At 47.2% G+C, this 25,316-nt stretch carries 25 protein-coding genes; 14 read left to right on the top strand and 11 right to left on the bottom strand.

Annotated elements, in window-relative coordinates:
• Window positions 1-704 precede the first annotated feature (704 nt).
• Genes ACNKW2_RS16875 through ACNKW2_RS16865 form a run of 3 tightly spaced genes read left to right on the top strand, consistent with a single transcriptional unit; the run spans window position 705 to window position 2,310 of the window.
• Window positions 705-1,223, top strand: coding sequence for a hypothetical protein (locus ACNKW2_RS16875; protein WP_419149604.1), 519 nt, complete (start codon window positions 705-707; stop codon window positions 1,221-1,223).
• A gap of 15 nt (window positions 1,224-1,238) precedes the next feature.
• Window positions 1,239-1,463: a hypothetical protein gene (locus ACNKW2_RS16870; protein ID WP_419149603.1), complete on the top strand. Its 225-nt coding sequence runs from the start codon at window positions 1,239-1,241 to the stop codon at window positions 1,461-1,463.
• Between the two features lie 13 nt (window positions 1,464-1,476).
• Window positions 1,477-2,310: a hypothetical protein gene (locus tag ACNKW2_RS16865; RefSeq protein ID WP_419149602.1), complete on the top strand. Its 834-nt coding sequence runs from the start codon at window positions 1,477-1,479 to the stop codon at window positions 2,308-2,310.
• A 50-nt stretch (window positions 2,311-2,360) separates the two neighbouring features.
• Here ACNKW2_RS16865 and ACNKW2_RS16860 read toward each other — a convergent pair whose 3' ends face one another.
• On the bottom strand, window positions 2,361-2,747 hold the full coding sequence (locus ACNKW2_RS16860) for a hypothetical protein (RefSeq protein WP_419149601.1): 387 nt from the start codon (window positions 2,745-2,747) through the stop codon (window positions 2,361-2,363).
• 10 nt (window positions 2,748-2,757) lie between these two features.
• A complete protein-coding gene (locus tag ACNKW2_RS16855; protein WP_419149600.1) occupies window positions 2,758-3,921 on the bottom strand; it encodes a hypothetical protein in 1,164 nt (387 codons plus the stop codon).
• A gap of 300 nt (window positions 3,922-4,221) precedes the next feature.
• On the opposite strand from ACNKW2_RS16855, the gene typA reads away from it, so the two are divergent.
• On the top strand, window positions 4,222-6,048 hold the full coding sequence (typA, locus tag ACNKW2_RS16850) for a translational GTPase TypA (RefSeq protein ID WP_419149599.1): 1,827 nt from the start codon (window positions 4,222-4,224) through the stop codon (window positions 6,046-6,048).
• A gap of 61 nt (window positions 6,049-6,109) precedes the next feature.
• Here typA and ACNKW2_RS16845 read toward each other — a convergent pair whose 3' ends face one another.
• The 5 genes from ACNKW2_RS16845 to ACNKW2_RS16825 all read right to left on the bottom strand — a co-directional run bounded on the left by ACNKW2_RS16845 (window position 6,110) and on the right by ACNKW2_RS16825 (window position 13,368).
• Window positions 6,110-6,958, bottom strand: a complete 849-nt coding sequence (locus ACNKW2_RS16845) for a CZB domain-containing protein (RefSeq protein ID WP_419149598.1) — start codon at window positions 6,956-6,958, stop codon at window positions 6,110-6,112.
• Window positions 6,959-7,002: 44 nt separating this feature from the next.
• Window positions 7,003-8,094, bottom strand: coding sequence for an ABC transporter substrate-binding protein (locus ACNKW2_RS16840; RefSeq protein ID WP_419149597.1), 1,092 nt, complete (start codon window positions 8,092-8,094; stop codon window positions 7,003-7,005).
• Entirely contained in the window at window positions 8,069-10,138 is a 2,070-nt protein-coding gene (locus ACNKW2_RS16835) for a GNAT family N-acetyltransferase (RefSeq protein ID WP_419149596.1), read from the bottom strand. The genes ACNKW2_RS16840 and ACNKW2_RS16835 overlap by 26 nt, the downstream gene beginning before the upstream one ends.
• Window positions 10,116-12,281: a DNA helicase II gene (uvrD, locus tag ACNKW2_RS16830; RefSeq protein ID WP_419149595.1), complete on the bottom strand. Its 2,166-nt coding sequence runs from the start codon at window positions 12,279-12,281 to the stop codon at window positions 10,116-10,118. The genes ACNKW2_RS16835 and uvrD overlap by 23 nt, the downstream gene beginning before the upstream one ends.
• Window positions 12,282-12,423: 142 nt before the next feature.
• Window positions 12,424-13,368, bottom strand: a complete 945-nt coding sequence (locus tag ACNKW2_RS16825; protein ID WP_419149594.1) for a chemotaxis protein CheV — start codon at window positions 13,366-13,368, stop codon at window positions 12,424-12,426.
• Between the two features lie 122 nt (window positions 13,369-13,490).
• Here ACNKW2_RS16825 and ACNKW2_RS16820 point away from each other — a divergent pair, with 122 nt between their 5' ends.
• A complete protein-coding gene (locus ACNKW2_RS16820; protein WP_419149593.1) occupies window positions 13,491-14,573 on the top strand; it encodes a potassium channel family protein in 1,083 nt (360 codons plus the stop codon).
• Window positions 14,549-14,755, top strand: a complete 207-nt coding sequence (locus tag ACNKW2_RS16815) for a hypothetical protein (protein ID WP_419149592.1) — start codon at window positions 14,549-14,551, stop codon at window positions 14,753-14,755. The genes ACNKW2_RS16820 and ACNKW2_RS16815 overlap by 25 nt, the downstream gene beginning before the upstream one ends.
• Here ACNKW2_RS16815 and ACNKW2_RS16810 read toward each other — a convergent pair.
• Window positions 14,752-15,213, bottom strand: coding sequence for an EVE domain-containing protein (locus ACNKW2_RS16810; protein ID WP_419149591.1), 462 nt, complete (start codon window positions 15,211-15,213; stop codon window positions 14,752-14,754). The genes ACNKW2_RS16815 and ACNKW2_RS16810 overlap by 4 nt on opposite strands.
• 124 nt (window positions 15,214-15,337) lie before the next feature.
• On the opposite strand from ACNKW2_RS16810, the gene tesB reads away from it, so the two are divergent.
• Together tesB and ACNKW2_RS16800 are read left to right on the top strand one after the other, a co-directional pair.
• Entirely contained in the window at window positions 15,338-16,195 is an 858-nt protein-coding gene (gene tesB / locus ACNKW2_RS16805) for an acyl-CoA thioesterase II (protein WP_336568287.1), read from the top strand.
• Between the two features lie 138 nt (window positions 16,196-16,333).
• The gene (locus ACNKW2_RS16800) at window positions 16,334-17,134 is read left to right on the top strand and encodes a VOC family protein (protein WP_419149590.1); all 801 of its coding nucleotides are present in this window, start codon (window positions 16,334-16,336) and stop codon (window positions 17,132-17,134) included.
• Here the strand turns inward: ACNKW2_RS16800 and ACNKW2_RS16795 are convergent.
• Window positions 17,131-17,856 carry a type 2 periplasmic-binding domain-containing protein gene (locus ACNKW2_RS16795; RefSeq protein WP_419149589.1) on the bottom strand — a complete coding sequence of 242 codons (726 nt, stop codon included), beginning with the start codon at window positions 17,854-17,856 and terminating at the stop codon, window positions 17,131-17,133. The two genes, ACNKW2_RS16800 and ACNKW2_RS16795, sit on opposite strands and share 4 nt — an antisense overlap.
• Before the next feature lie 189 nt (window positions 17,857-18,045).
• On the opposite strand from ACNKW2_RS16795, the gene ACNKW2_RS16790 reads away from it, so the two are divergent.
• The 3 genes from ACNKW2_RS16790 (at window position 18,046) to ACNKW2_RS16780 (ending at window position 21,548) form a co-directional block, all read left to right on the top strand.
• Window positions 18,046-18,711, top strand: a complete 666-nt coding sequence (locus ACNKW2_RS16790) for an SDR family oxidoreductase (protein WP_419149588.1) — start codon at window positions 18,046-18,048, stop codon at window positions 18,709-18,711.
• A 135-nt stretch (window positions 18,712-18,846) separates the two neighbouring features.
• On the top strand, window positions 18,847-19,215 hold the full coding sequence (locus ACNKW2_RS16785; protein ID WP_419149587.1) for a hypothetical protein: 369 nt from the start codon (window positions 18,847-18,849) through the stop codon (window positions 19,213-19,215).
• On the top strand, window positions 19,215-21,548 hold the full coding sequence (locus ACNKW2_RS16780; protein ID WP_419149605.1) for a fatty acid cis/trans isomerase: 2,334 nt from the start codon (window positions 19,215-19,217) through the stop codon (window positions 21,546-21,548). Before ACNKW2_RS16785 ends, ACNKW2_RS16780 begins: the two co-directional genes overlap by 1 nt.
• 37 nt (window positions 21,549-21,585) lie before the next feature.
• Here the strand turns inward: ACNKW2_RS16780 and ACNKW2_RS16775 are convergent, their stop codons facing one another.
• The gene (locus ACNKW2_RS16775; protein ID WP_419149586.1) at window positions 21,586-22,218 is read right to left on the bottom strand and encodes a peroxiredoxin-like family protein; all 633 of its coding nucleotides are present in this window, start codon (window positions 22,216-22,218) and stop codon (window positions 21,586-21,588) included.
• A 112-nt stretch (window positions 22,219-22,330) separates the two neighbouring features.
• Between ACNKW2_RS16775 and ACNKW2_RS16770 the strand changes: the two genes are divergently transcribed.
• Window positions 22,331-22,951, top strand: coding sequence for a dUTP diphosphatase (locus ACNKW2_RS16770; RefSeq protein WP_419149585.1), 621 nt, complete (start codon window positions 22,331-22,333; stop codon window positions 22,949-22,951).
• Here the strand turns inward: ACNKW2_RS16770 and yrfG are convergent.
• Window positions 22,948-23,604, bottom strand: a complete 657-nt coding sequence (gene yrfG, locus ACNKW2_RS16765; protein ID WP_419149584.1) for a GMP/IMP nucleotidase — start codon at window positions 23,602-23,604, stop codon at window positions 22,948-22,950. The genes ACNKW2_RS16770 and yrfG overlap by 4 nt on opposite strands.
• A gap of 61 nt (window positions 23,605-23,665) precedes the next feature.
• Between yrfG and nudE the strand changes: the two genes are divergently transcribed.
• On the top strand, window positions 23,666-24,229 hold the full coding sequence (gene nudE, locus ACNKW2_RS16760) for an ADP compounds hydrolase NudE (RefSeq protein WP_336568297.1): 564 nt from the start codon (window positions 23,666-23,668) through the stop codon (window positions 24,227-24,229).
• Between the two features lies 1 nt (window position 24,230).
• On the top strand, window positions 24,231-25,034 hold the full coding sequence (gene cysQ, locus ACNKW2_RS16755) for a 3'(2'),5'-bisphosphate nucleotidase CysQ (protein WP_419149583.1): 804 nt from the start codon (window positions 24,231-24,233) through the stop codon (window positions 25,032-25,034).
• Window positions 25,035-25,316: the final 282 nt, after the last annotated feature.

The raw sequence follows: 25,316 nt of genomic DNA, 5'->3' as shown, positions 1-25,316 counted from the left end.
GCTCCGGATCTCGGAACAATGAACCCGTGCCAGTCGATGAAATCGCGGTAGCCCTCGGCTTTGAGCCTCGCCCAGCAGGCGGAGGCTGGCATTGCCTCACGTGGTCCGACTATAACTGGGAGCAGGTAGCTGAATTGGTCGCGAATGAGTCCAAGCTACTCAGGGAATACATGATCGAGTATTCGGCCATTTCTAACGGGTACTCCGTTCCGAGCTGGGCTTATCCTGGGCCGAATCAGACAGATCAGAAATTCTATACGCGTCGTCGGGATCTGAAGCGGGACAGCGGCATGAGTTCACAGTCAACCGTTCACGAACGCGAGACCTGTAACACTTATGCAGCGAAGAACTCCAACCTCATGACCTGGTTGTATCCGGCTTGCAGTACCCTCGAAGACCTAGCAAATGCCTTCGACAACAGGGCTGAGTTGATGCGCGCCGCAGGCCGAGCTGATGCTTTTACATGCTCCCGCGACCTCACTGCCAGCTCGTACGCACTTGATGTATCAAAATGCCCTTCAGTATTCCCTCGTTCTTCTATGGAGAGCGGAATACATAAAGTTACTTCCTTTTAGTCTACCTCGGGGCCTGTTGGCCCCTTTTTTGACTATTGCGCCCCAAATGGGCAAATAGCGACCGCAGCTTCTAATAAAAAACGCGAAATAATGTCTCTTGCATGAACATATTTAAACAGGAGATGACTCATGAACAAATCAGTACTCTTATTTTCAATTCTTTCGGTCGCATCGGTTTCTGGCTGTCAATCGCTTATGGGGCCGTCCGAAGAAGTTCCCCTGGCCGTACAAGGATATGAGATTACCGTTTCCACTGGGAAGTCCCTTGTTTCCTCTCAGGCGATCAGCCAAGTCTTTCTGCCAAACGGCTACAGCGAAGTTGATCACTTTGGAAGAAAGGGAGAAAACGACAAAGTGCGAGCTACATCAATCTATCATCAAGGATTATCCGAAATAACTCTTAAAGAGTCTGTATATCTGGAAACCGATTTGTCGAATAAGCACAGCGAATCATACAGAAAAGTAAGATTTCGAGTCGGATGCCAGGAGCTTGAGGATACATCAGTTTGCCGAGCAAAAGTAATTTCAGCTCAATCCGCGAGCCACTTCATCACCAGGAACGAGCTTTCCGATTGGAATGAAGCGAACAGTCTTCGATCAATCGTCAGCCCTCAGTACCAAGGCAGTATTGTGTACCAAAGAAACTAAGCAAGGAGTGTCACCATGGGAATCTTAAAACGTTTACTACCTCGCCACTCTAATAATACCGATGCGGAAAGCGCCGACCGGATGCTAATAAAACAGCTAGTGTCCGCTCGGGAAACTATTGATCAGCATGAAAAAAACATGCGGGAAACGCTAGCGCATCTCGAACATATCCTTCATCCGGATAACTATGTCAGCGCCAAGTTAGAGAACGGCATCCTGACTGTAACCCACCGATATTGATAAGGAATAAACTATGGATACTAAAGATAAAGCGAGAGTAGTCAGTATTTTGGACTCATTATCTAAGTCAGATCAGTCCGATCCGTATAAGTTTTTGTCTGAGATAAACAAGGCGGCAGAGTCTTCTCTGGATCAAGCCAATATAAAGCAATTGACGAATAGTCAGACCGAACCAACGCTGAAGCAATCTTCTCTCGATATTAGCAAGCTCAGGGAGGAGTCCGCTCTACCGAGAGAGCAAATAGAGGCCATTGAGAAAACTGCGGAACTGGTTTATCGGCTCGAATCGGCTGGATTTCAACGATCAGAAAAGGAAAATTGGGTCAGCGAAATGCTGAACAACCATCAACGAGGATACCTACAGAATGACATTTTCACAGAGGCTGCTGTAGGTCTCGTTTGGATGGCCGCGAAGCTAGTCGAGAAAGCTTTTATAAGCCCTGACAAGGAGCAAAAAACTGACCTGAAGAGCGAACTAGTCTCCGAAATCAAAGGTGAGCTCACAAAAATTAGCAAAGCCGCAGAAAAGCAGCTTGCTCAAAGTCATATTAGGGATGCAACAGCGGAGCGGAACCAGGTAATGTCCCATGCCATATCTCAAGCTCGTGAGCTTTGGAAAAACGGGCAGGAGCAAAAGGCAGACAAGCTAATTGTGCAGACCCATAACAAGCTAACTCAAAGCGCCCGAAAGCAGTTCATGCACTACGAACCAAGCCCTGAGCATCGGAAGGTAGTATCTCAGGCAGAGGGTCGGGAGAAGGCGCGAGCAAAACTCGCAGAAAAAGCCCAAGATGCGACTATTGGTCACCAGAAAGAACGTGACCGAGACAAAGGGTTGAGCTTGTAGCAGTCAGGTTGGTATCACAGAGCCCCGGTACATCCGGGGCTTTTTTATGATTAATTGGATTTAGGAGGATTGACTTCAGCCTCACGCAAGGCGGCTCGCATCTCCTCCATGTCGCTATCGAGCTGCTCAAACATCAAATCCATATCACCAGAAAGTGCTTCTCGCTGCTGTTCCAAGCGCGAAATTCGAGCTTCTCGTTCAGCTTGCCGAGCAGCAAAGGTCTTCTCTTGCGCGGCTTGCTCTTCAGCGGTTGGCGGATTGTCGAAATCATGCCACGCTTGCGCGAAATCGCGTCTGAATTCTTCAGACTGGATCTGCTGCTGCACCTCGTGGGCTTTCTGTTGAACGACGACCTCTTGCCGTCCAGATAAAGCAAAATACAAAATTATTGCTGTAAGTGGCATAGAAATAGCGATGCCGTAGAGTATAGATTTCATAGTAGTCCCCTTAGTTATTTTTAATACCTGGTTGCGAAACCGAGAATCCGGTTTCAGCCGAGTTCGTTACATTGGCCGCACGTTCAGTCTGAAGGCGCTCAGAAATGCGCATAGAAAGGTTCTTAGACTGACTCTGGCGGCTATCTAGGCTTGCGTACTGTGCGTCGGACGCGGACTGCTCAGAGCTATCAGTAATTGAGCGGGATCGTGAATAAAGCACATCTTGTGACCGTGATGTTTCTAGATCCCAGGTTTGACCGAAAACAGAATTGCCCCGACCGTAAACCGTTAATTCGCCAACCGACGCGGTTAAGCTCTTAGGGTCCACACTGAACGCTCCACAGCTCCAGTCATACTTTCCCTCGTAGCGATAGCCTCTGCTGGTAGGGACAACACAATTCTCTCCAAACTGCCTTTTGGCTATCTTTCGAGCGGCTTCAGGGAGGTCTTTGCGACCTAGTTGATGGCTCATGGCCTGCGCAAGTCCAAATTTCACGCTCTGTCCTTCAGGAATGGACTGCCCCGATGCGAGCTCATCCATAGTTGCCTCAGCAACCAAGCCATATAATGCCCAGCAAGCCCCATCATCGAGGAGGTACTGTGCTGGGATACGCATCGTCGAGGGCATACCGGTAGTTGCCCAGTTGTAGGCAGCTTGTTCTACCTCAAGCTGACACTGGCCTAACGTTTTTTCTTTGTTCCAAGCCATACAGGCTTGAGCACTGGTTAAAACCGGTTTCGGCTCTCTACGGGGAAACTGAGGCGCGCGGGGCTTTGTAACAAGAGAACAGCTCTTAATGGCAGACGCGGTAGGTCCATACGTTGAGCGGCCCTGCTCAACATAGGCAAATAGCTCATTCATAAGTGCGAGTGGCGCTGTCTTTACCGACAACCGATCAGTTTCTTGCGCCTGCTTGCGGTTAGATAGTTCCGTGGCATCTCTTTGGGAATCCGTTTCTGTCGTTCGAGATTCCTGACCGGTACGCTCTTCTTGGCCGTTCTGTCGCTGGATCTCTTTAGAGTTTTCTTCGTTGATGGATTTTTCGAGCTGAGAGCGGTTTTCCCGGGCGGATTTCTCACTCACACTTGCGCTTTGTTGAGCATAGGCTTGAGCACCAATTAGCAGTGCGGCCAACCCTATGAGCAACTTAAATGAGAAGCTCTTGGTTTTCATGTACACCTCCTGATTAAACGATTCCACGTTATTTTCTCGCAGCAATAGTCAGATCAGCGGGTGTGTTCTTGCCCGTTTTGGGCGCAAGGTTATTTTTCTGTAAAAATTTCGCAGGGGTGAAATATGGATGGGCTACCAACGTTCTGAGAGGTTCAGAAGAAATTCATATATTTGTAAGGTCAGATCATGTACAATTTTGCACCTTTTATTTTCGTTTCGGAGCCGGGCGGCTGCGAGCATATTTTGAGGAGTGTACATAAGCGTGTACATAACTCAGATTTAAAATAGGCAATTTTTTATATGTCCAATGAAATCAATAAGTTAAGAAATATAGCAATTATAGCGCACGTCGACCACGGTAAAACAACGCTAGTAGATAAGCTACTTGAACAGTCAGGTACTCTACAGCAGCGCGGTGGTAACGAAGAGCGAGTGATGGACTCCAACGATCTAGAAAAAGAGCGTGGTATTACCATCCTGGCTAAAAACACGGCTATCACTTGGAATGACTACCGTATCAACATCGTGGATACTCCAGGACACGCCGACTTCGGTGGTGAGGTAGAACGTGTACTTTCGATGGCTGACTCAGTGTTACTGCTTGTGGATGCCCAAGAAGGCCCTATGCCACAAACGCGCTTTGTAACGCAAAAAGCATTCGCGCAAGGCCTTAAGCCAATCGTGGTAATTAACAAGATTGATAAGCCAGGTGCACGCCCTGACTGGGTAATGGATCAGGTATTCGATTTGTTTGATAACCTTGGCGCCACAGACGAACAGTTAGACTTTAAAGTGATTTACGCATCGGCTATTAACGGCTGGGCAACGCTTGATTTAGATGACGCTTCAGACAACATGGAGCCTATGTTCCAAGCAATCGTTGATGATGTTGAAGCACCTAATGCTGACCCATCTGGCCCATTCCAAATGCAAATCACCCAGCTTGACTACAACTCATACGTTGGCGTTATTGGCGTAGGTCGCGTTAAGCGCGGCTCTGTAAAGCCAAACCAACAAGTGACGGTTGTCGGTGCTGATGGCACTACACGTAATGGTAAAGTAGGCCAAGTACTTGGTTACATGGGTCTTGATCGTAATGAAGTGGACGAAGCCGGTGCTGGCGACATTATCGCGATTACAGGTCTAGGTGAGCTTAAGATCTCAGATACAATCTGTTGCCCTAACAACGTTGAAGCGCTTCCAGCTCTTTCTGTTGATGAGCCAACGGTAACCATGACTTTCTCGGTTAACACGTCACCGTTCTCAGGCCAAGAAGGTAAATATGTTACTTCACGTAATATCCTAGAGCGCCTAGAAGATGAGCTTGTCCACAACGTTGCGCTACGTGTTGAAGAAACCGATAACCCAGATAGCTTCCGTGTTTCTGGTCGTGGTGAGCTTCACTTAGGTATTCTTATTGAAAACATGCGTCGTGAAGGCTATGAGTTAGCGGTTTCGCGTCCAGAAGTAATCCTACGCGAAGTGGACGGTCAAATTGAAGAACCGTACGAGACCGTTACTATTGACTGTGAAGAAGAGCACCAAGGCTCTATTATGGAGCAGCTAGGTCACCGTAAAGCGGAAATGACCGACATGTCTCCTGACGGTAAAGGTCGTATTCGTATGGACTTCATGATGCCGGCACGTGGTTTAATTGGTTTCCAAACTGAGTTTATGACACTGACTTCAGGCTCTGGCTTGATGTACCACACGTTCTCACACTACGGACCGCATAAAGGTGGCAACATTGGCCGGCGTAAGAACGGTGTATTGATTGCAAATGCTCAGGGTAAAGCACTGACCAACGCACTATTTAACCTGCAAGAACGTGGTCGCTTATTTATTGGTCACGGTGTTGAGGTGTATGAAGGCATGGTTATCGGTATTCATAGCCGTGATAACGACCTGACAGTAAACGCCCTAAAAGGTAAGCAATTAACCAACGTTCGTGCCTCAGGTACGGATGAAGCGCAAAGCTTAGTGCCGCCAGTAAAGATGTCACTAGAGCAAGCGCTTGAGTTTATCGATGACGACGAGCTTGTCGAAGTAACACCGGAAAATATCCGTATTCGTAAAAAACTACTGACAGAAAGCGAGCGTAAGCGCGCCAGCCGCCAAGCTAAGTAAGCTAGATTAACATCGAAAGACGCCGCAATTGCGGCGTTTTTTTATGGCAAAATGACGGGGTCTAAAAAAGGCCGTACTCAGCGGTTTCTTCGGGCTCGTAATTTTGTAGGTGCTCGGGGCGGAAAATCGCGCTTGGGTCTATCAGCAAACTGTGTTTTTCACCTAATTTGACTAGCCCTTTCATGAGCTTTTTAGTTTGCGGATCCACCTCAAAGCCAATGCTAGTGAGCTCGTGCAAAGGCTTTATATCGCTCTCTTCGCAGTGCACATTATCCTCTACCTTATCCACCAGTAAGCCAATATATGGGCTTTGTCCATCTTGCGTTGTAAACACAATAATGGGTTTGTGATCGAGCATAATTTGTTCGCGGGTCGACTCAAATAGACGCATGAGCTTATAAAAAGTGGTGCTGCGTTCTTTTTCTAGTTGTTCAATGGCGGCTTGCTTGTTGCCTTTAGCTGACATGGTCAGCAGTTTATCAGCCATGGCATGGAGTTTATTATGCGGCTCTTCAAAACGGTGTAGCAGTGCTTTTAAGTCTTCGTTGTCGGTTTTAAAGCTATAATACCATTGCCCAAATGCGCATTGAGTTGGATCTTTTGCTTTATTAAAAGGGGTATCATTGACAATACTTTGTTCCAACGCCGCAAGCCAGTCGCGATGATCTTGTTCGCGCTCTTGTAGCATAGTGACCAGAGCCTGATTGGTTTCGTAAGAAGAGCACTTGTTGAGAATGATCCCCAAGTCAAAAATGGGCGTTGGCACCCCTATGTAGTCTTTTACTCCTAAGAAGCTGGGGTTGTCATTGGGTAAGTCAGTGAGATTGTCGTCGTAGCGCTCGGTTAGAAGAATATCGAGGATTTGCAGTGATATTGTTTTTTTCCCAACGCAAAAGTTTATTAAATCCATCTTTGCCTCGCTTGCCAAAATTATTCTCTAAGCATAGAACATTATTAGAAAAAGGAGCGATAAACCGGTAATTTCTTTTGCTCTGGAGCGAGCATAAATACCTCGCGTATGATTTTATTGGTTACCAGTGTTTGTTCCAGCGCATTGAGTAAACAAGGGGCCTGAATAGGGCTATCACATGCCTGAACCGCTAAGGTTAACATCTGAGCATTAAGGAAGCCCTCGAACGTTTGCTCATTGACCAACATATTGGCTTGACTGGCTTGTTGACGGAACTGCTTACAAAGGGCTGCTTGGCACGATTCAGGATCCGGCACCACCTCAGTGACCAGTAAATCAACGGCGCCATTGAGTCGAGCGTAGAGCTCATTCGACGCGGCAAAAGAAACCGTAGCAAAATAAGGGTGGAAGTTATCTTGTTGAGCTTGGTTAATAAATTTAGCTAATGGTTCGTACGTTCCTACCATGGCAATGGCATCGACCCCTTGCTCTTTAGCTTTATTCAGTGCTTGCGCGATATCTCCGGTATTGCGCCGAAAGCGAGTGATCACCACAGGTGTTTGCCCTCTGCGCTTAAGCGCTCTGGTTAAGCTTTGCTCGACCGTGAGGCCAAACTCATCCGCTTGAATAAGAAAACCAATTCGTTTCAGTCGTTGCTCATCCATCAGGTAGCGAATGATTTCTTGCGCCTCGAGATCATAGCTGGCCCGTAAGTTAAATACCGAGAATGTCTTAGGCTGTTGTAAAAAGTCAGCGCCAGTGTAGGGCATCAGTAAGGGCACTTTAGAGTGCTCTAGTATTGCTTTAATGGCAAAAGATGTGGGGGTGCCCATAACCCCAAATAAAGCATCAACTTGATGCTGATAGATTAGAGTGCGGGCATTGATAACGGTTTTACTCGGCTCATAACCATCATCAAGGGTGATGAGTTCAACCGCTATTTGCTCTGGACGTTTGGTTTTATTGTAATGATTAAAATGCAGTTCAGCCCCAGCTTTGAGCTGACGTCCTATTTCCTGAGCTGGACCGGAAAGCGCCGTTGACATACCAAGCTTTATTGTACCTTCTGCCGCCGCGAGGCAAGACAGCCCTACAGCAAAAACAATCAGACTAATTTTTATCAACCGTGTGCGCATACACTTCCCTAAGTGCTTCTCTCAGCGCTTTTATTAACGCTTTTTTACCTGTTAAGCCCAGCTCTGTGATCACGTGCTGAGATGATTGTTGCTGTAATACTAGTCGAATAATCAGGGCTTTGGAAATAGTGGTTAGCAAATTAATTACCTGCGGTGTACAAAGAAGTTGTTGCCACAGCACTGGCGCTATTTGTTGCTCGCTGCTTTGCTGATTAACAGCTAAATGGCAAAATAACGCCTGATGCCCTGCAGGGGGTGCTGTACTTGCTAAAGAGGCCAAGATGGCGGCCACCAAATCACTATCAAGCTGTTGGTATTGTCCCTGTAGTTGATAAAAAAAGCTGGCCTTAAATTGTCCTGCGATGGCCAACATTGGCTGATCTTGATGCAGTACTATCATGGCATACTCCCCGCTGGCCTTATCCTTTTTAAAGCCCAGTTTTACCGGGGTAAAGCCAGCCTTTTGCCAAAAATTAACCAGGGCAGTGGTACAGCCAAAGCTGCTACCTATGTAGGTGCTTTCTGTGGCTAATTGCTGCTGAAGGTATTTGAGCAATGCCGTGCCGATACCACGCCCTTGGCATTCCGGCTGTACTGCAATTCTCACTATGCGGGCACCACGCTGTTGTACAAAGCGTATATCGCCACTACTGGTTGCTAGTTGCTGGGCCATAAGGTGACCGGCGGGGCGTCGCTGCCCTGTCATAATACTTTGGCAAAGAGGCTCAGACAGACCGCCTTCAACAATTACCAAGCTGACCGCCACTAAGTCTTGCTGATTAAATACAGCGTAAAGGCGCAAATCTGGTGCGTCTAATAGCTGGCGTAAGTCGTCGACACTGGTCTGATAATGTGCCAACACCAACAGTGAAAAAACCTGTTGTAACAGTGCTTCATTAGTGGCTAATTGCGCCTGTGACAGAACCTGATAACTGAGGTCACCTTGGCAACACACTGGGGTTGTTTTGCATTCTAAAGCGAACAGCTTGGTGATGTGTAGCTCCAAAGGGTCGTTATGGTTATAGCGGATGGGCAGATGCAAATTATATTCTGCAAAATGGGGAAACTGAGCGGCTAAAAACCGTTTAAACCGCAATGTGTAGCCACGGCCGTTGCCCTCGTATCCGATCAGAGTGCTGGCAAAAACACAGCGATGGCCTAACTGGCTAATGGCCATCAATGTTGGTACTGGCAGCGCTGCCGCCTCATCAACCAGTATAATACAGTTGGGGTCAAGGTTATGGTGTTGCTGCAGTAACACATCGGGTGCCATGTAACTTAGGTTAGCAAGTTGCTTTTGTTGCACCGCATAGGGAGTACCAAGCTCCTGTGCCAGCATGCTAAAGCAGCTTTTGAGGGCGTGAAAGTGACGACTACATAGAATAAATGACTGTTGTGGTAGTTGGGCTGCTAATAGCCCTAATAAGGCACTTTTGCCACGGCCGCGGTCAGCACTTAAGAGGATGGGGGCAGTGTTGGTGCTTAAGCGCTGTTGTATTTCCTTTAGTACTTGCTGCTGTGCGGCGATACCACATTGACTTGGGGGAGCGCTGTAGTGGTTGGGTAAGTGCCAACCATGTTGCTGGCTTAGCTGCCATGGGGGCTGTTGTTGCCACAAAGTTTGCCAGCGGCGCAAAAAGTGACTCTTTGACAGCTGTTGTTCAGCCGAACACCAGCGGCTAATGGCCGGGTCGAGCCAGTGGCTTAAGCTTTCGAGTTCGGGCAAGAGTAACACCAGCATACCGCCAGCTTTAACTGTGCCAGAGGCTGCTGCCAGCTTATTTGGGTGAATACCGCTATAACCATCATAAATGACTAAGCTGAACTCTTGGCCGAGAATTTGGTGAAGATGCTCTGGCCACTGGGCTTGATTAAAAGAGGCGGTGGTGCTGAGGGTTAAAGTGTCAGCAAAGGAGGCAAATAAGTCTGAGCTTTGTTGATAACACCAAGCTTGTTCGCCGCAGATTAGCAACAGTTGCCGATGACGAGCATCGGCAAGTTGTTGCATTAGCTGCTCGAGGTTAGATGGACTGCAATCTGGCATAGGCCGTTACCAACCACTTGGTGCCGACATCATCAAAATTAACCTGAATGCGCGACTGTGCGCCACTGCCTTCATAATTAAGCACGGTGCCAGCTCCAAACTTAGCATGGAGGACGCGTTGACCCAGATTAAAGCCACTGCCCTCGAACGCGGCATGACTAATGGATGGACTGAAACGGCCATTATTAGCAGGGCGCGAAACCTGGGTTTTTATTCTGATTTCTTCCATGCAGTCTTCAGGTATTTCACGTAAAAAGCGTGATGGGCTATGGTGCTTTTCTTGGCCATAAAGGCGGCGGCTTTCAGCGTGACTGATGTAAAGCTTATCCATGGCGCGAGTCATACCAACATAACAAAGTCGACGCTCTTCTTCTAAGCGGCCAGACTCTTCATTGCTTTGTTGTGATGGAAACATGCCTTCTTCCACACCCACCATAAAGACTAACGGAAACTCCAATCCTTTGGCCGAGTGCAGGGTCATCATTTGTACAGCATCTTCATGCTCATCGGCTTGACCCTCTCCGGCTTCCAAAGAGGTATAGGCCAAGAACCCTTGCAGTGGAGAGGTGAAGTCCTCATCGACGGGCAACTCGTACTGACCACAGGCACTGATCAATTCTTCCAAGTTTTCTACTCTGGCGCGACCCTTTTCACCTTTTTCCGCTTGGTACATTGCCATCAGCCCTGACAGCTCGATGGTTTTTTGTGCCTGCTCAGCAAGCTCCAGCTCGGCTATGGTATCGTCTAAGTGCTCAATTAATTCAATAAATTTGGTCACTGCCGTAGCAGCACGACCGGCTAAATGCTTTTGCGCCACCACAGCCTTGGCAGCGTCCCACAAAGGAATGGACTCATTACGAGCACAATCGCGAATATGACTAAGGGTTTTATCGCCAATGCCACGGGTTGGCGTGTTGATGACCCGCTCAAAAGCGGCATCGTCATTGCGATTGCTGACGATACGAAGGTAACAAAGGGCATCTTTAATTTCTTGCCGTTCGAAGAAGCGCATACCGCCATAAATGCGATATTTTAAGCCTTCTTGCAGCAGTGCTTCTTCTAACACTCGAGATTGAGCATTGTTGCGGTACAACACCGCGCTATCGCTTAGGGCATTGCCGGCTTGCAACCATGACTTAATTTTACCCACCACAAACCGCGCTTCATCCAGCTCGTTAAAGGCGGCATAAATCGAAATCGGCTCGCCTTCGGTACCATCGGTCCATAAGCTCTTGCCCATGCGTTCCGCATTGTTTTCTATTAAGGCGTTAGACGCTTTCAAAATAGTGGCTGTAGAGCGGTAATTTTGCTCCAAGCGAATGGTCTCGGCATTGAAGTCATCTAAAAAGCGCTTAATGTTTTCGACTTTGGCACCACGCCAGCCATAAATGCTTTGGTCGTCATCGCCGACGATCATTATGTTACTGTCCCCACTGGCAAGTAAGCGCAGCCAAAGATACTGAATGCTGTTGGTGTCTTGGAACTCGTCCACCAACATGTGGCGAAAACGCTGCTGATAGTGACGCAACAAAGTGGGCTGTTGTTGCAGTAGCTCATAACTGCGCAGTAGGATCTCAGCAAAATCAACCAACCCAGCGCGGTCACAGGCGTCTTGATAGGCACTGTATACTCTTAGCATGAGTTGTTCATTGACGTCATAGGCGGTGATGTCTTTAGGTCGTAGTCCCTCATCTTTGCGGGCGCTGATATACCAGCTAAGTTGCTTAGCAGGCCATTTTTTTTCATCAATGTTCATCGACTTGAGCAAACGTCGGATCATTCGCTGCTGATCGTCACTGTCTAAGATTTGAAAAGATTCGGGTAATTTGGCCTCGCGGTGGTGGGCGCGCAACATGCGATGAGCTAGGCCGTGGAACGTGCCTATCCACATACCGCCAACCGGTCCATTCAGCGTTGCCTCAACACGAGCGCGCATTTCTTTGGCGGCTTTGTTGGTAAAGGTGACGGCAAAGATACTGAAGGGAGAGGCGTGCTCGACTTGCATTAGCCATGCAATGCGATGCACCAAAACGCGCGTTTTTCCCGAGCCAGCTCCTGCTAGCACCAGCATATTTTGCAACGGGGCCGCGACGGCATCCCGTTGTTTATCATTAAGGCCGTCGAGTAATTCTGATACGTCCATTGCGTTGCCCATTTGCTCAAATGACAGCAAGTATACCGACTCATGCCGGCAAATCCCAGTCACTGCCAATGAATTTGCCAGAGCGAATATCTAACTTATTGATATTTATGAATTGATATACTGGATTTATATACAGTTTGAATTATTTTTCTAGCACCGCTTTGAGTCGGCTTTGAATTTCTTTTACCAGCAAGTCAGGCTGAAACTTCGATAAAAAAGCATTACATCCGACTTTTTCGACCATAGCATTATTAAAGCTACCACTGAGTGAGGTGTTGAGAATAATATGGAGGTCTTTTAAGCGACTGTCATTGCGTATTTCATAGGTGAGCCGGTAACCATCCATCACTGGCATTTCGGCATCGGTGATCACCGCAAGTAACTCTTTTTGCACATCAATGCCTTCATCGGCCCAGTGTTTCAGTACGTTAAGGGCTTCTTGACCGTCGGTTGCCGGAATGATTTCAATGCCCAGTTGGGCTAGGGTATCTGCGACCTGACGTCGTGCCGTGGGGGAGTCGTCGGCATGGAGCACTTTGCGGCCTTGAAATTCATTGATGATCTCTTTGTCGAGAATGTCTTGTGGAATTTCGACTTGGTACTCAATAATTTCGGCCAGCACTTTTTCAACATCGATGATTTCGACAATGTGCTCGACGTCGTTACGCTTAATTTTGGTGAGTGCGGTTAAATAGTGATTACGCCCCGCTGTTTTTGGCGTTGGCATAATCTCGGTCCAAGTGGTATTAATAATATGATCCACTTTACCGACCAGAAAAGCCTGTACAGAGCGGTTGTACTCGGTAATAACTAAGTTGCTGTCAGGGTCTCGCTCACACGGTGGCATGCAAATAGCGTCGCGCAAATCAATCACTGGCACCGATTCACCACGGATATTGGTGACACCACACACTTTAGGGTGAGCATTGGGCATTTTATTAAGCTTGGGCAGCTTAACTACCTCTTTAATCTTGAACACATTGAGAGCAAAAAAGTGCCGGCTATGGAGATGAAACAGCAGCAGCTCTAGGCGGTTTTCCCCCACCAGTTGTGTACGTTGATCTACAGAGGCCAATACGCCAGCCATGTGAAACCCTCATTACTTCTATGCTCTATAACTAAGACTATATCAAAGATGTGACTCTGTCGTATTGTTTTTTCCCTAAAATCTACAGTATGGTAAGCCTAACTAATTGCTAGGGAAGTATTATGCCAATTTTCTTAAAGCGTTTAGTGGTAATGGTGCGTGCACACATTGACCAAGCCAGCTGGCAACTGCTACTGACAGCGACACTCGTCCATATGGCAGTAACATGGGGCTTGTTATGGTTGGCGGATGAATCAGCACTATTACCGCTTAACACCTTTTTTTATTATTACGTGGTCACCACTTCGACGGTGGGCTACGGTGATTTCAGTGCGACAACAGAATGGGGGCGGATGGTTGTTGCCATTGTGCAAATCCCATTTGGATTAGCGTTATTCGGTGTGTTGCTGGGTAAAGCGGGACAATTTGTGACTTTTTGGGTGAGAAGAAGTATGACAGGGGAAAAAGACTTTGCACATTTGCAAAATCATATTGTAATTTTTGGCTGGCATGACGTCAGAACGAAAAAGATGGTCGATTATATTCTCGGAGATGATAAGCGTGAGGATCGAAAAATTGTATTAGCGGTTACCGATGCCATTGAACATCCGCTACTCAGCTACCCTGAGGTGGCTTTTGCACGCTTAGCCAGCTTTACCGATGACGAACAACTTAGTCGCATTAATATTACTCAGGCAGATAAAGTCATTATTGACGGCGATGATGATAATCAAACGTTTACTACGGCATTAAAGCTCAGTAAGGTGGTGAAACCACAAGCGCACATCAGTGCCCACTTTTTAGATGATACCAAAGCCATGCTGCTGCGAGAGCATTGCCAAAACGTTGAGTGTTCGGCGTCGATGTCGGCAGAAATTTTGGTGCGAGCCATGCAAGACCCAGGCTCCAGCCGCATTCAAGAAGAGTTGCTGTCAACATTGAAAGGCGATACCCAGTTTAGTTTAGTATTACCTGATGACGTCAAGCAGTTGACCTTTGGGGATATTTTCAATTATTTTAAGCAGCACCACAATGCCACTTTGTTGGGGGTGGCGCACGATGTTAATGGCCTAAAAATGGACTTAAACCCACCATTAAATTACCCGATCACAGCGGGAGACATTGTGCATTATATTGCTCCGCATCGCATTCTAGCTGCTGAAGTGAATTGGACTGAGTTATGTTCACCGAACTCTTCTTGCTGATCTTTTTATTGTGTGCTTACTTACTGCCGGTGGCGTTAATTGCCGGCAGTAAACGCACCCAAGGCCATGAGAAAAACGGTTGGCTAATTGGTACCTTACTGTTTTCCTGGATTGCGCTTATTTTATACTTTAGCATCATCCCGAAAGGGGGCCGAAGCAAGACTAAGCGCAAAAAGCCTTAATGCTCCGACATGGCGATGATGGTTTGCCACTCAGTAGCGACGATTGGCATCACAGAGAGCCTACCGCCTTTTTTTAAAGCCAGCTCAGTAAGTTCAGGGTTGGCTTTTATGGCTTTTAACGTCACCGGCGTGTTTAAATGCTGGCGATAGCGCAAGGTGACACCAAACCAACGCGGCTGCTCTGGAGTGGCTTTGCCATCGTAATAATCACTGTGCAGATTAAACTGCTCCGGATCAGGACTTGCTCCTTTTACTACCTCAGCGATACCGACCACCGCAGGCACCTTACAGCTAGAGTGATAAATAAACACCAGATCGCCAGGCTGGACGTTATCGCGTAAAAAATTTCTAGCTTGATAATTTCTTATTCCTTCCCAGAAAGTTTGTTGCTGAGGCGCCTGTTGCAGATCATCAATTGAAAAAGCATACGGTTCGGTTTTAAAAAGCCAATAAGCCATAACAAAAGTCCAATAGTGCGATAGGGTTAGCATAAGTGTATTATACTGATTTGAACAACGTATGCAGCGTGACCTGAAAAGCGCTGAGCATACCTATGTGGTAACAGTAAAACGGGAGCCAAGAATGAGCCGAATATTGCAGAACCTGTTGGATTTACTCAGCCTTGAGGAAATTGAACAAGGAATATATCGAGGACAAAGTCAAGATTTGGGGTTTCCGCAAGTGTTCGGTGGGCAGGTGATGGGACAAGCGCTTTCTGCCGCAAAATATACGCTACCAGAAGGTCGCTATGTTAACTCGCTGCACTCCTACTTTTTACGTCCAGGTGACGCCACTAAGCCCATTGTCTACGATGTAGAAAACATTCGTGATGGTCGAAGCTTTAGTACTCGCCGCGTCAGTGCCATTCAATATGGTAAACCGATTTTCTATATGACGGCTTCTTTCCAAGGGGATGAGCCTGGGTTGTCGCATCAGTCTCCTATGCCTGAGGTGCCAGAGCCAGAGTCATTAAAATCCTCTTTGCATTTTTATCAAGAGCATGCCGATCTTATTCCAGAAAAACTGCGGGCCAAATTCACCCAAGAAATGCCACTGGACATGCGTCCGGTGAACTTTCAAAACCCATTTAAACCCAATAAGCAAGAACCGGTTCGTCATGTGTGGTTTAAAGCCAATGGCGATATGCCCAATGATCGCCGCATTCATAATTACCTGTTGGCGTACGCCTCTGACTTTGAGTTTTTGCCCACCGCGCTGCAGCCCCATGGTTTGTCTTTTATGCAGCCAAATATGCAGGTCGCGACCATCGACCATGCAATGTGGTTTCACCGCCCGTTCAGGTTGGATGACTGGATCCTTTACAGCGTTGACAGCCCCAGTGCTTCAAATGGCCGCGGCTTAGTACGTGGTCAGTTCTTTAATCGCCAAGGGGAGTTGGTGGCTTCAACTATCCAAGAGGGAGTCATGCGCCAGCGTTAACATGACCTTATATGAGTGGCTGGCATTGCTAAATACGCAAAGGCAGCAACTCGAGAGCCGCGATAGAGGGGGGAGCGTAGTTGAGCTCCTCCTGCTATATTGAAGATAACGTAAGTAAACCATAAACAAGGTGACGGTATGGCGGTAATCACAGAGTCTCGTATAGGTTACTTCTGTTGGGTGGAATTGAGCTCATCAGATTGGCAAAGTGGTAAAGCGTTCTATCAACAGCTGTTTGACTGGCAGGTGTTAGACCAGCAAATTACCGCTGACAGCTATTATACCATGTTGCAAAAAGGCACGGACGACCTTGCCGCCATGTATCAAATGACTAAAGAGCAGAAAAGCAGCGGGATGCAGAGTCACTGGTTGAGTTATGTTGCAGTAGAGAACACCGATGAAAGTGTACAAAAAGCTCAGCAATTAGGCGCCGATGTAATGATTGAACCTCATGATATTCCCGGCGCTGGCAGAATGGCGATGCTGCAAGAGCCCGGTGGCGCCATTTTTGCGCTATGGCAATCTCTAGGACATATCGGTATCCAAAGAAAGCTTGAAGCCAATACCCCTTATTGGTTTGAATTGGCCAGTAAAGACAGCGCTAAAAGCCGTCAATTCTATCAGTCGATGTTTGGCTGGGAATGTGAAGTAAAAGCCATGGAAAACATGGACTACACCTTGTTCAAGGTCGATCAGCAAGCAGTAGCTGGCATGTTGGAAATGACCGCCGAGTGGGGGGACGATATACCGCCTCACTGGATGGTGTATTTTGCCGTATTAGACTGTGACAGTACCGCCAACCATGCCGAGAAACTCGGAGGCACCATCTGTGTCCCTCCTACGGATGTGGCTGGGGTGGGGCGCTTTGCCGTACTCACTGACCCACAAGGTGCAGTATTTTCGGTTATAGAATCGAGCATGGATGAAATCACTCTTTAATCTGTTGCTAAAACAGTTAGGTTTACCTGGCAATCGGCTGAGCGATTGGCGATACCTGCGAAGATAGCTTGAATGGTACCGCTTTTTTTCATGGCTTGAATCGCTTGATTTAATTGCGGTACTAGCTGCTGATGTTGTTGATGAACATAATGAAAAATATCGTAGCTATTATGCTGCAAACGCCGCATATATAGCTGCTTTAAACCAGACTGACAGATGCCACCAAGGGGAAAAAGATCATCCGCTAATAAAGTCTGGGTATGGCCTTTTTGCAACGCCTGAAAAGCAGAGACTTCATTAGATACCGGGTGGCAAGTAAAGCCGCGTTGTTGGCAATACTGGCTGACAATAAGACTTCCACGGATTGTTACTAAGTCCTGCTGGGGGGTAAGGGTACAATGGCGTTCTTGAGTGCAAAAAATGGCCATACTGACATTGGTTAGTGGCTCCGGCACCTTAATTAAGTTGGGGTACTTGGTAACCACATCATCCACGCGCCCAGCTTCAGCATCATAAACGCCGCTGTTGACATAACTAAGCCCGCGTTGGCTTGGCAAAATAATAATATCCGGCTGGATGCTCAATGGTGCATAAAGTGTCTGCATAAGCGTCGTTATGCGCTCTTTCCCTAATTTATAAGCCACCAGTTCACTGACATTAATTTGATAAGCCACCACGGAGCTGGAACAGCACAACAATAATGATATCCAATAGCGCTTCACAGCATACTCCTTTATTCACTTTGTAATTAAGAGTAGCAAAAAAGCGCCATTTTGCTTTGACCGTAACCTGCTATGTTTATTACTGCTGTATAAAGTGACGATTTAAACGGGTGACTTGCTATTGCTGTTTTTCGTCCCCATAGCTAAATAATATAACTAATGACGTCACACACTTTGAAGGAGACCCACATGGCACTACATGTATTAGTAACTGGGGCTAATCGCGGAATTGGCTTGGAGTTCTGTAAACAATATAAAGCCTTAGGCTGCAAGGTGACGGCGGTGGTGAGAACGGCTTCTGAGGAGCTCGAGGCGCTAGGTGTTGATATTATTGATGGTATCGATGTGGCTACCGACAATGGCAGCAAAAAGCTGGTTGCCGCGTTAGGCGAGCAAAAGCTAGACCTAGTGATCAATAATGCCGGGGTTTTCCATAATGAAACTCTGGCAGAGATGGATTTTGAAACCATAGCACAACAGTTTGAGGTTAATGCCTTAGGGCCAATTCGTATTACCCATGCGCTATTAAACAACCTCAGTGCTGGCAGTAAAGTCGCCATGATCACCAGTAGAATGGGCTCCATTGCGGATAATGGCTCTGGCGGATACATTGGCTATCGGATGTCAAAAGCGGCGTTAAATGCGGCAGGCGTAAGTATGGCGCATGAGTTAAAATCTCAGGATATTGCTGTAGGGTTATTTCACCCAGGCTTTGTGCAAACAAAAATGGTGGGCTATGCCGGCGATATCGGCCCGGATGTCGCTGCTGAACGCCTGATCAAACGTATCGAACAGTTGAACCTGGAAAACAGCGGTGGTTTTTGGCACTCCAATGGGGAAACCTTGCCTTGGTAATGCCTTACTAATCTCACAACGAGACGCCGCAGAATCATCATGATAGTCGTGGCCGTATGGATCAGTCCACCCAAATGGGAGGTGGACTGATATAATCATGCTAGAATACAGCAAACACTTAAATGGTCACTCGCGATGGAACTACAACAAGATACTCCCCTTAGCTTACCCTTGTTTCAACTTGACGATAATATCGAAAGTCGTGATATGGATGCCCCAGATGCCGAAGTTGCCGTACTATTGAGCGAAAACCTATTGGCAAACCTGTGTCAAAACCCAGAACAAGAACAAAGCATCAGCTTTCCTATCGACGATTATGAGCTCAGTAATATTGCTAATGAAGTCAGTGAGCTACTTTGCCACGGTCATCAACTGCAATTAATCTTAAATCGCGGCCCAGTGCTCAGTGCGGTGTTAAATACCGACAATGGCGCCTTATTTGTTTCGCCGCCGATGGAAATGATGCCAACCTTTGACCTCGGCTTAGACGACGAGGACCAATGATGGCAAAACGTGTACTGCTACAGGCCATTGCGCTACTGATCCTAACTGGTTGTGTGGCTTTTGGGGCATCAAAATACGATGACTTATTTGGCCCTGAACAACCGCAAGCAAGGATGACGCAGTACCATCAAGGTGGCGCGCATTATCGCCAAACCATAAAGCCCATTCTAGAAACGCGTTGCGTGGTTTGTCATGGCTGTTATGACGCGCCTTGTCAGTTAAAGCTGTCTTCCCCCGAGGGAATTGACCGCGGGTTATCTAAACAGCGAGTCTACGACGGTACACGCTTGTTAGCGCAAACACCAACGCGACTGTTGTTTGATGGTCAAACCACCACCCAATGGCGGCAACGCGACTTTACCCCAGTGTTAAATGAGCGTGAGCAAACGCCATACAACAACTTAGCTGGCAGTGTGTTGTATAACAGCTTGTTATTAAAAATGTCGCACTCCTTCCCTCAGCAGGGCATTCTAGGGGATGAATTTGATTTCTCGCTAGACCGTAAACAAACCTGTCCCAGTATGGATGAGTTTAGTGCGTTAGCGAAAAAGCAGCCCCATGCAGGCATGCCTTATGGCTTACCGCCATTGGCACAAGACGAATTCAAAGCGTTAGAAGCTTGGCTGCGCGATGGCAGCAAAATGAGCGCGGTAGCCGCACCGACTTATAAGGCATTAGCAGAGGTGGAAAAGTGGGAGCGCTTTTTAAACCAAGCAAGCCCTAAGCACCGATTAGCTGCACGCTATATCTACGAACATTGGTATCTAGCCCATATTTACTTCCCTAACACCGCAGAGCCGAGCTTTTTTAAACTGGTCCGCTCCAGTACGCCACCAGGGCAACCCTTGGCATTGATCAGTACGGTAAGGCCTTTTGATGACCCTAAAGTCGAGCGGGTGTTCTACCGTTTAATGCCAGTACAAAGCAGCATCTTATCGAAAACCCATATGCCACTGGCGCTGGATGATAAAAAGTTAGCGCGACTCAATGCCCAGTTTTTTGCTGCCGACTATGAAGTAACGGAGTTGCCCGGCTACAGCCCGGAGTTAGCTGCAAACCCGTTTAAGGTGTTTAAAGCGATCCCCGTGAACTCGCGTTATCAATTTATGCTGGATGAAGCGGAGTTAATTGTAAAAGGCTTTATAAAAGGGCCTGTTTGCCGAGGTCAAATTGCGCTCAACGTGATAAATGACCACTTTTGGGTGGCGTTTGTTGACCCAGAAAAAAACAGTAATGAAGCCGTCAATCGCTTACTACTAAAACACGATGAAGATTTGGTGTTACCGGCGGCGGAGCAAAGCAATGCTTTACCGCTATCGAGTTGGGCAAAATACGCCAGCAAGCAAAAAGACTACTTACACGCCAAGACAGAATTAGCGGAACAGATGTTTGCCGATGGTAAACGTTTGAATATGGACTTAATTTGGCGTGGCGATGGCCACAATCAAAATGCCGCCCTGACGATTTTTCGCCATTTTGATAGTGCTTCGGTGGTTAAAGGTTTTATAGGCCAAGCACCAAAAACCATGTGGGTAATCGATTACGCCTTATTTGAGCGGATCCACTACCTGCTGGTGGCGGGGTTCGATGTCTATGGCAATATTGGTCATCAGCTGATCACGCGTTTATACATGGACTTCTTGCGCTTAGAAGGAGAGCAAAACTTTTTAAATATGCTGCCGCTGAGTCATCGCCAAGCCATTAAAAGTCACTGGTATCGCAATTCGCATTTAAGTTTAAGTGAGTTTATTAACCGCAAGTCGTTAATTGGCGCGCCGACGGGCATTGAATACCACAGCGATGATCCTAAGCAAGAGCTATATGACAACTTGCATCAAGTATTGGCACCGGTGTTGAACCAAGAGTATGACTTTCGCAGCGTTAAAGGGCCTTTGGCGAAGTTAAATACCTTACCCACCAAAGCGATTAACTTATTGCCGCAAGTCTCGTTTATTTTACAGCAGCAACCCGATGGCGGGCTTCAGCCTTATACTCTGTTGCACCATAACGCCCACTACAATATTTCGAGTTTGCTTAACGAAGAGGGGCAGCGAGCATACCAAGAAGACACCGCTTCGCTAGTGCCTGGTTTTATTGGTGACTACCCCGAAGCCATTTGGTACTTATCGAGCCACTCCGACGCACAAGACTTTGTTACGCGGTTAGGGCAAGTGAGAACGGAGTCGGACTATCAAGCGCTAAGAGCAAGCTATGGCATTCGTAGAACTCACCCTGAATTTTGGCGCTATAGCGACCTATTGCACGATATCGCGCAGCAAACCAGAGGGGTTGAATTTGGCTTATTTGACTACAATCGCCTAGAAAATCGCTAAGATGGTGGAGCACCGCGCTCCATCATCTTTTTGGTTGCTATTTACTGGCGGCGACGGCGGCCTTTACCGCGGCGAGCAATACCTGTTCGTCTAGCCGTACCTTGTAATTGGGATTGGCATATTGAAACTGAATGAGTCCTTGCTGATCGATAACAAATACCGCTGGAACAGGCAGGGCAACTCGACTATTGCCGTCCAAGTCGACAAAATTAACACCGAGTTTATTGCGATACATATCAGCGGTTTTATCCTCTAAAAAGTAAGCCAGTCCCAATGCTTGACTGAGCTCCATTTTATCATCGGAGAGTAACTGATAGTTTGGCGATTCAATGGTGCTTTTCGCTAATGCTTCAGGAGCATCGGGCGCCACAGCAACGATTTGTGCACCTAGCTCAACCACCTGAGACTCGATAGTTTGAATGCGAGCCAACTGACGTGAGCAATAGGGGCACCAGCCGCCACGATACACCACCAACACCGTCAGCTTTTGTTTGTATAGCTCAGCTAAATCCACGGTTTTACCCGCTTTATCTTGTAATGCTAGCTGGGGGGCTTGGAGCCCTGGTAATAGTGGGCGAACTTGTTCAGGCGCTGCGGCGATATTACTGATCTCGGCTGCAGTGACTGAGGTGCTCAGTAATAACACCAGTGATAAAACTAAATGGCGCATAATCTCTCTTTTTATTGCTACAAATGTGGCTTATACAGACCCGAGTACTGACGAAAATCTTTCACTGCGGTATGATAATAGCTGTTATTGATTTCCATATAGAGAGAGCACAATGTCTGCAAACATTACAAAGCTCGTGGTGATGCTAGAGATGCAACATGCCATGAACACTAAGGTCCATGAACAATGGTTCGAGCAAGGGTTCGAATGGTATCGCGCGATTTGGGTGGAATGTGCAGAAATGCTTGACCACTATGGTTGGAAGTGGTGGAAAAAACAAACACCAGACACTGAGCAAGTGATATTAGAGCTGGTGGATATTTTCCACTTTGGCCTATCATTGCGTATTGATGGTGAGACTTCATTTGAGCAACTGGCAACGCAATTACAAGCTGAACTTGGCGAGCCTAAACTTGGTGCAGACTTTAAAGAAACATTAGAGCTGCTGGCCAGTGCTGCGGTCACTGAGCGCCGTTTTGATGCCCAAGCTTTCGCCGGTTGTATGCAGCAAATTGGCATGAGCATTGACGACTTATATCGTGGTTATGTGGGTAAAAATACCCTTAACTTCTTCCGCCAAGATCATGGCTATAAAGAAGGCAGCTACATTAAAGTGTGGCAGGGCCAAGAAGATAATGAACACCTGGTTGAGGTAGTAAAAAGTCTAGACACTGAACATCCAGACTTTAAAACTCATGTCTATGATGGCCTCAAAGCGCGCTACCCAAGTTAGTCGATAGGCAGCAAAGTTCGGTAGTCAGAAACACTCAGGTAATCACTTATTTGTTTTTCTGGCTGCTGACTATCGGGGTTGGCTACCGCTAAAAGGTGGCCAATGCCAAACTCTTTTGCCGCAGCCAGCACGCTCAGACTGTCGTCGACAAACAAGGTGCGTGACTTATCAAACCCTAAATCTTTCTCCACCTGCTGCCATAGCAACTGACTCTCTTTACTGACGCCATATTCGTGTGTTGATACCAACTTATCTAAGTACTGATCAAACTGAGTCCGCTCTATCTTTAAACTCAAACTATCTGGGTGGGCATTGGTCAGTAAAATCAGCTGTTTCCCGCTTTTTCTTAACGCTTGTAAAAAGTCAGGCACATCGTCACGAATTGAGATTAAGTGCTGGATCTCGCGTTTTAACTCCATAATGGGTAACTGCAGTTGTTCTTGCCAGTAATCTAAGCAATACCACTGAATTTGCCCCATAACGGCTTCATAGCGGTCTAATATATCAGCGCGAGCGGTTTCTAGGCTTAGGCCCTGACGTTTGGCATGAGCACGAGGCACGACTTCTAGAAAAAAGTGATTGTCGAAATGAAGATCCAGTAGGGTGCCGTCCATATCTAATAAAACGGTGTCGATATTTGACCAATTTAGCATAGGCATTTAACTTCAAAGGCTTTATGATTGTGTTATTGGCCATGATAGCAAATAAAGATTTATGTCACATAAAAAGCATCCCAATCCTCCGGAAATTTTAGCTTGCGATGTCGTTGCTAAAAGCAAGCTCTTCACAGTAGAAGCGTTAACACTCAATTTTTCTAACGGTGCCCAGCGAGAATACGAGCGAGTACGTGGCGGCGGGCGCGGTGCGGTAATGATAGTGCCCATTACCGCCGATAATGAGCTATTATTAGTGAGAGAGTATTGTGCAGGCACGCATAATTACCAGTTAGGCTTTCCCAAAGGATTAATCGACCCAGGGGAAACACCGGTGCAAGCCGGAGACCGCGAGCTCAAAGAAGAAGTGGGGTTTGGCGCTAAGGCGTTCTCAGAGCTCAAAGTGGTGTCGCTGGCGCCCAGCTACTTTAATGCCAAGATGCATATTTTAGTGGCCAGCGAACTCTACCCAGAACGGCTGGAAGGGGACGAACCTGAACCGTTAGTGGTGGTGAAATGGCCGTTAGAAAAATTATACGATTTATTGCAGCAAGAGGATTTTACTGAGGCGCGCAGTGTGGCAGCGCTGTTGTTATTAAAAGCTCATTTAAACTTGGAGGCATAAATTGCAGTCATATTTAGAGCCCTGTATTGCACTGGCTAAGCGTGCTGGTGACGCTATTATGTCGATTTACCAAGAAGATGATATCGGCAAGCAGGAGAAGTCTGATAATACCCCGGTGACTGCTGCCGATATTGCTTCCAATGAGGTGCTAATGGCTGGGCTTACCGCCATTGCTCCAGACATTCCGGTGATGTCGGAAGAAACCCCGATCCCCCCGCTGGCAGAGCGACAACACTGGCAGCGCTATTGGTTATTGGACCCCATGGATGGTACGGGAGAATTTATTCTAGAAAGTGGTGACTTTGCAGTAAATATTGCCTTAATTGAAAATAACCATCCTGTTTTGGGGGTTATCTATTGGCCTGCGAAACAAACCACCTATTATGCCAGTAAAGGAAGCGGGGCTTATAAGCGCGTGGCTGACAAACCCGAAGAGCAAATCTACGTCTCTCCACCCGATACCCTAACGCTGGCGGTGAGTCGTCGGCAAAAAATCGAAGCCGTAAGCCAATATTTGAATAGCCAGTTTGATACCGTGGCCTTAGGCTCATGCTCACTGAAGGCGTGTATTATTGCCGAAGGTAAGGCTGACTGCTTTTTGCGTGTCGGTCCGACAGGAGAATGGGACACTGGAGCTTCACAAATCATTGTTGAAGAAGCCGGAGGCTGTATTACGGATGCCGAGTTTAACCCGCTCACTTACAACCAACGTGAGACCACAGAAAATCCAGACTTTATTGTGATGGGTCATCCCGATTGGCAGTGGCAAAAATTAATTAGCCCACACCACCGACCACTAGGGTAGGGGCTTTCGGTGTTAATTGGGTTATTTTTACCCAGTTAACACCTTTTAGAGATTAAATCCCTTGCAATAAAATTTTAATCCATTATGATAGCGACCTCTTCGAAGTTAAGGCTTCGCAAGAGCAAAGTACAGGCGCGGGATGGAGCAGAATGATAAATCATTCGCCGGGCTCGCTAAACCTGGAAAGGGCCGAAGGTCGTCGGACACCGACGTGTTTGGTTCAACACAAAATATACAGGCGCGGGATGGAGCAGCCTGGTAGCTCGTCGGGCTCATAACCCG

It is taken from the genome of Pseudoalteromonas 'SMAR' (assembly GCF_048515945.1).
GTDB lineage: Bacteria > Pseudomonadota > Gammaproteobacteria > Enterobacterales > Alteromonadaceae > Pseudoalteromonas.
Note: the sequence above shows the minus strand (reverse complement) of the source record. Positions and strands in the feature narration are given on the sequence as shown.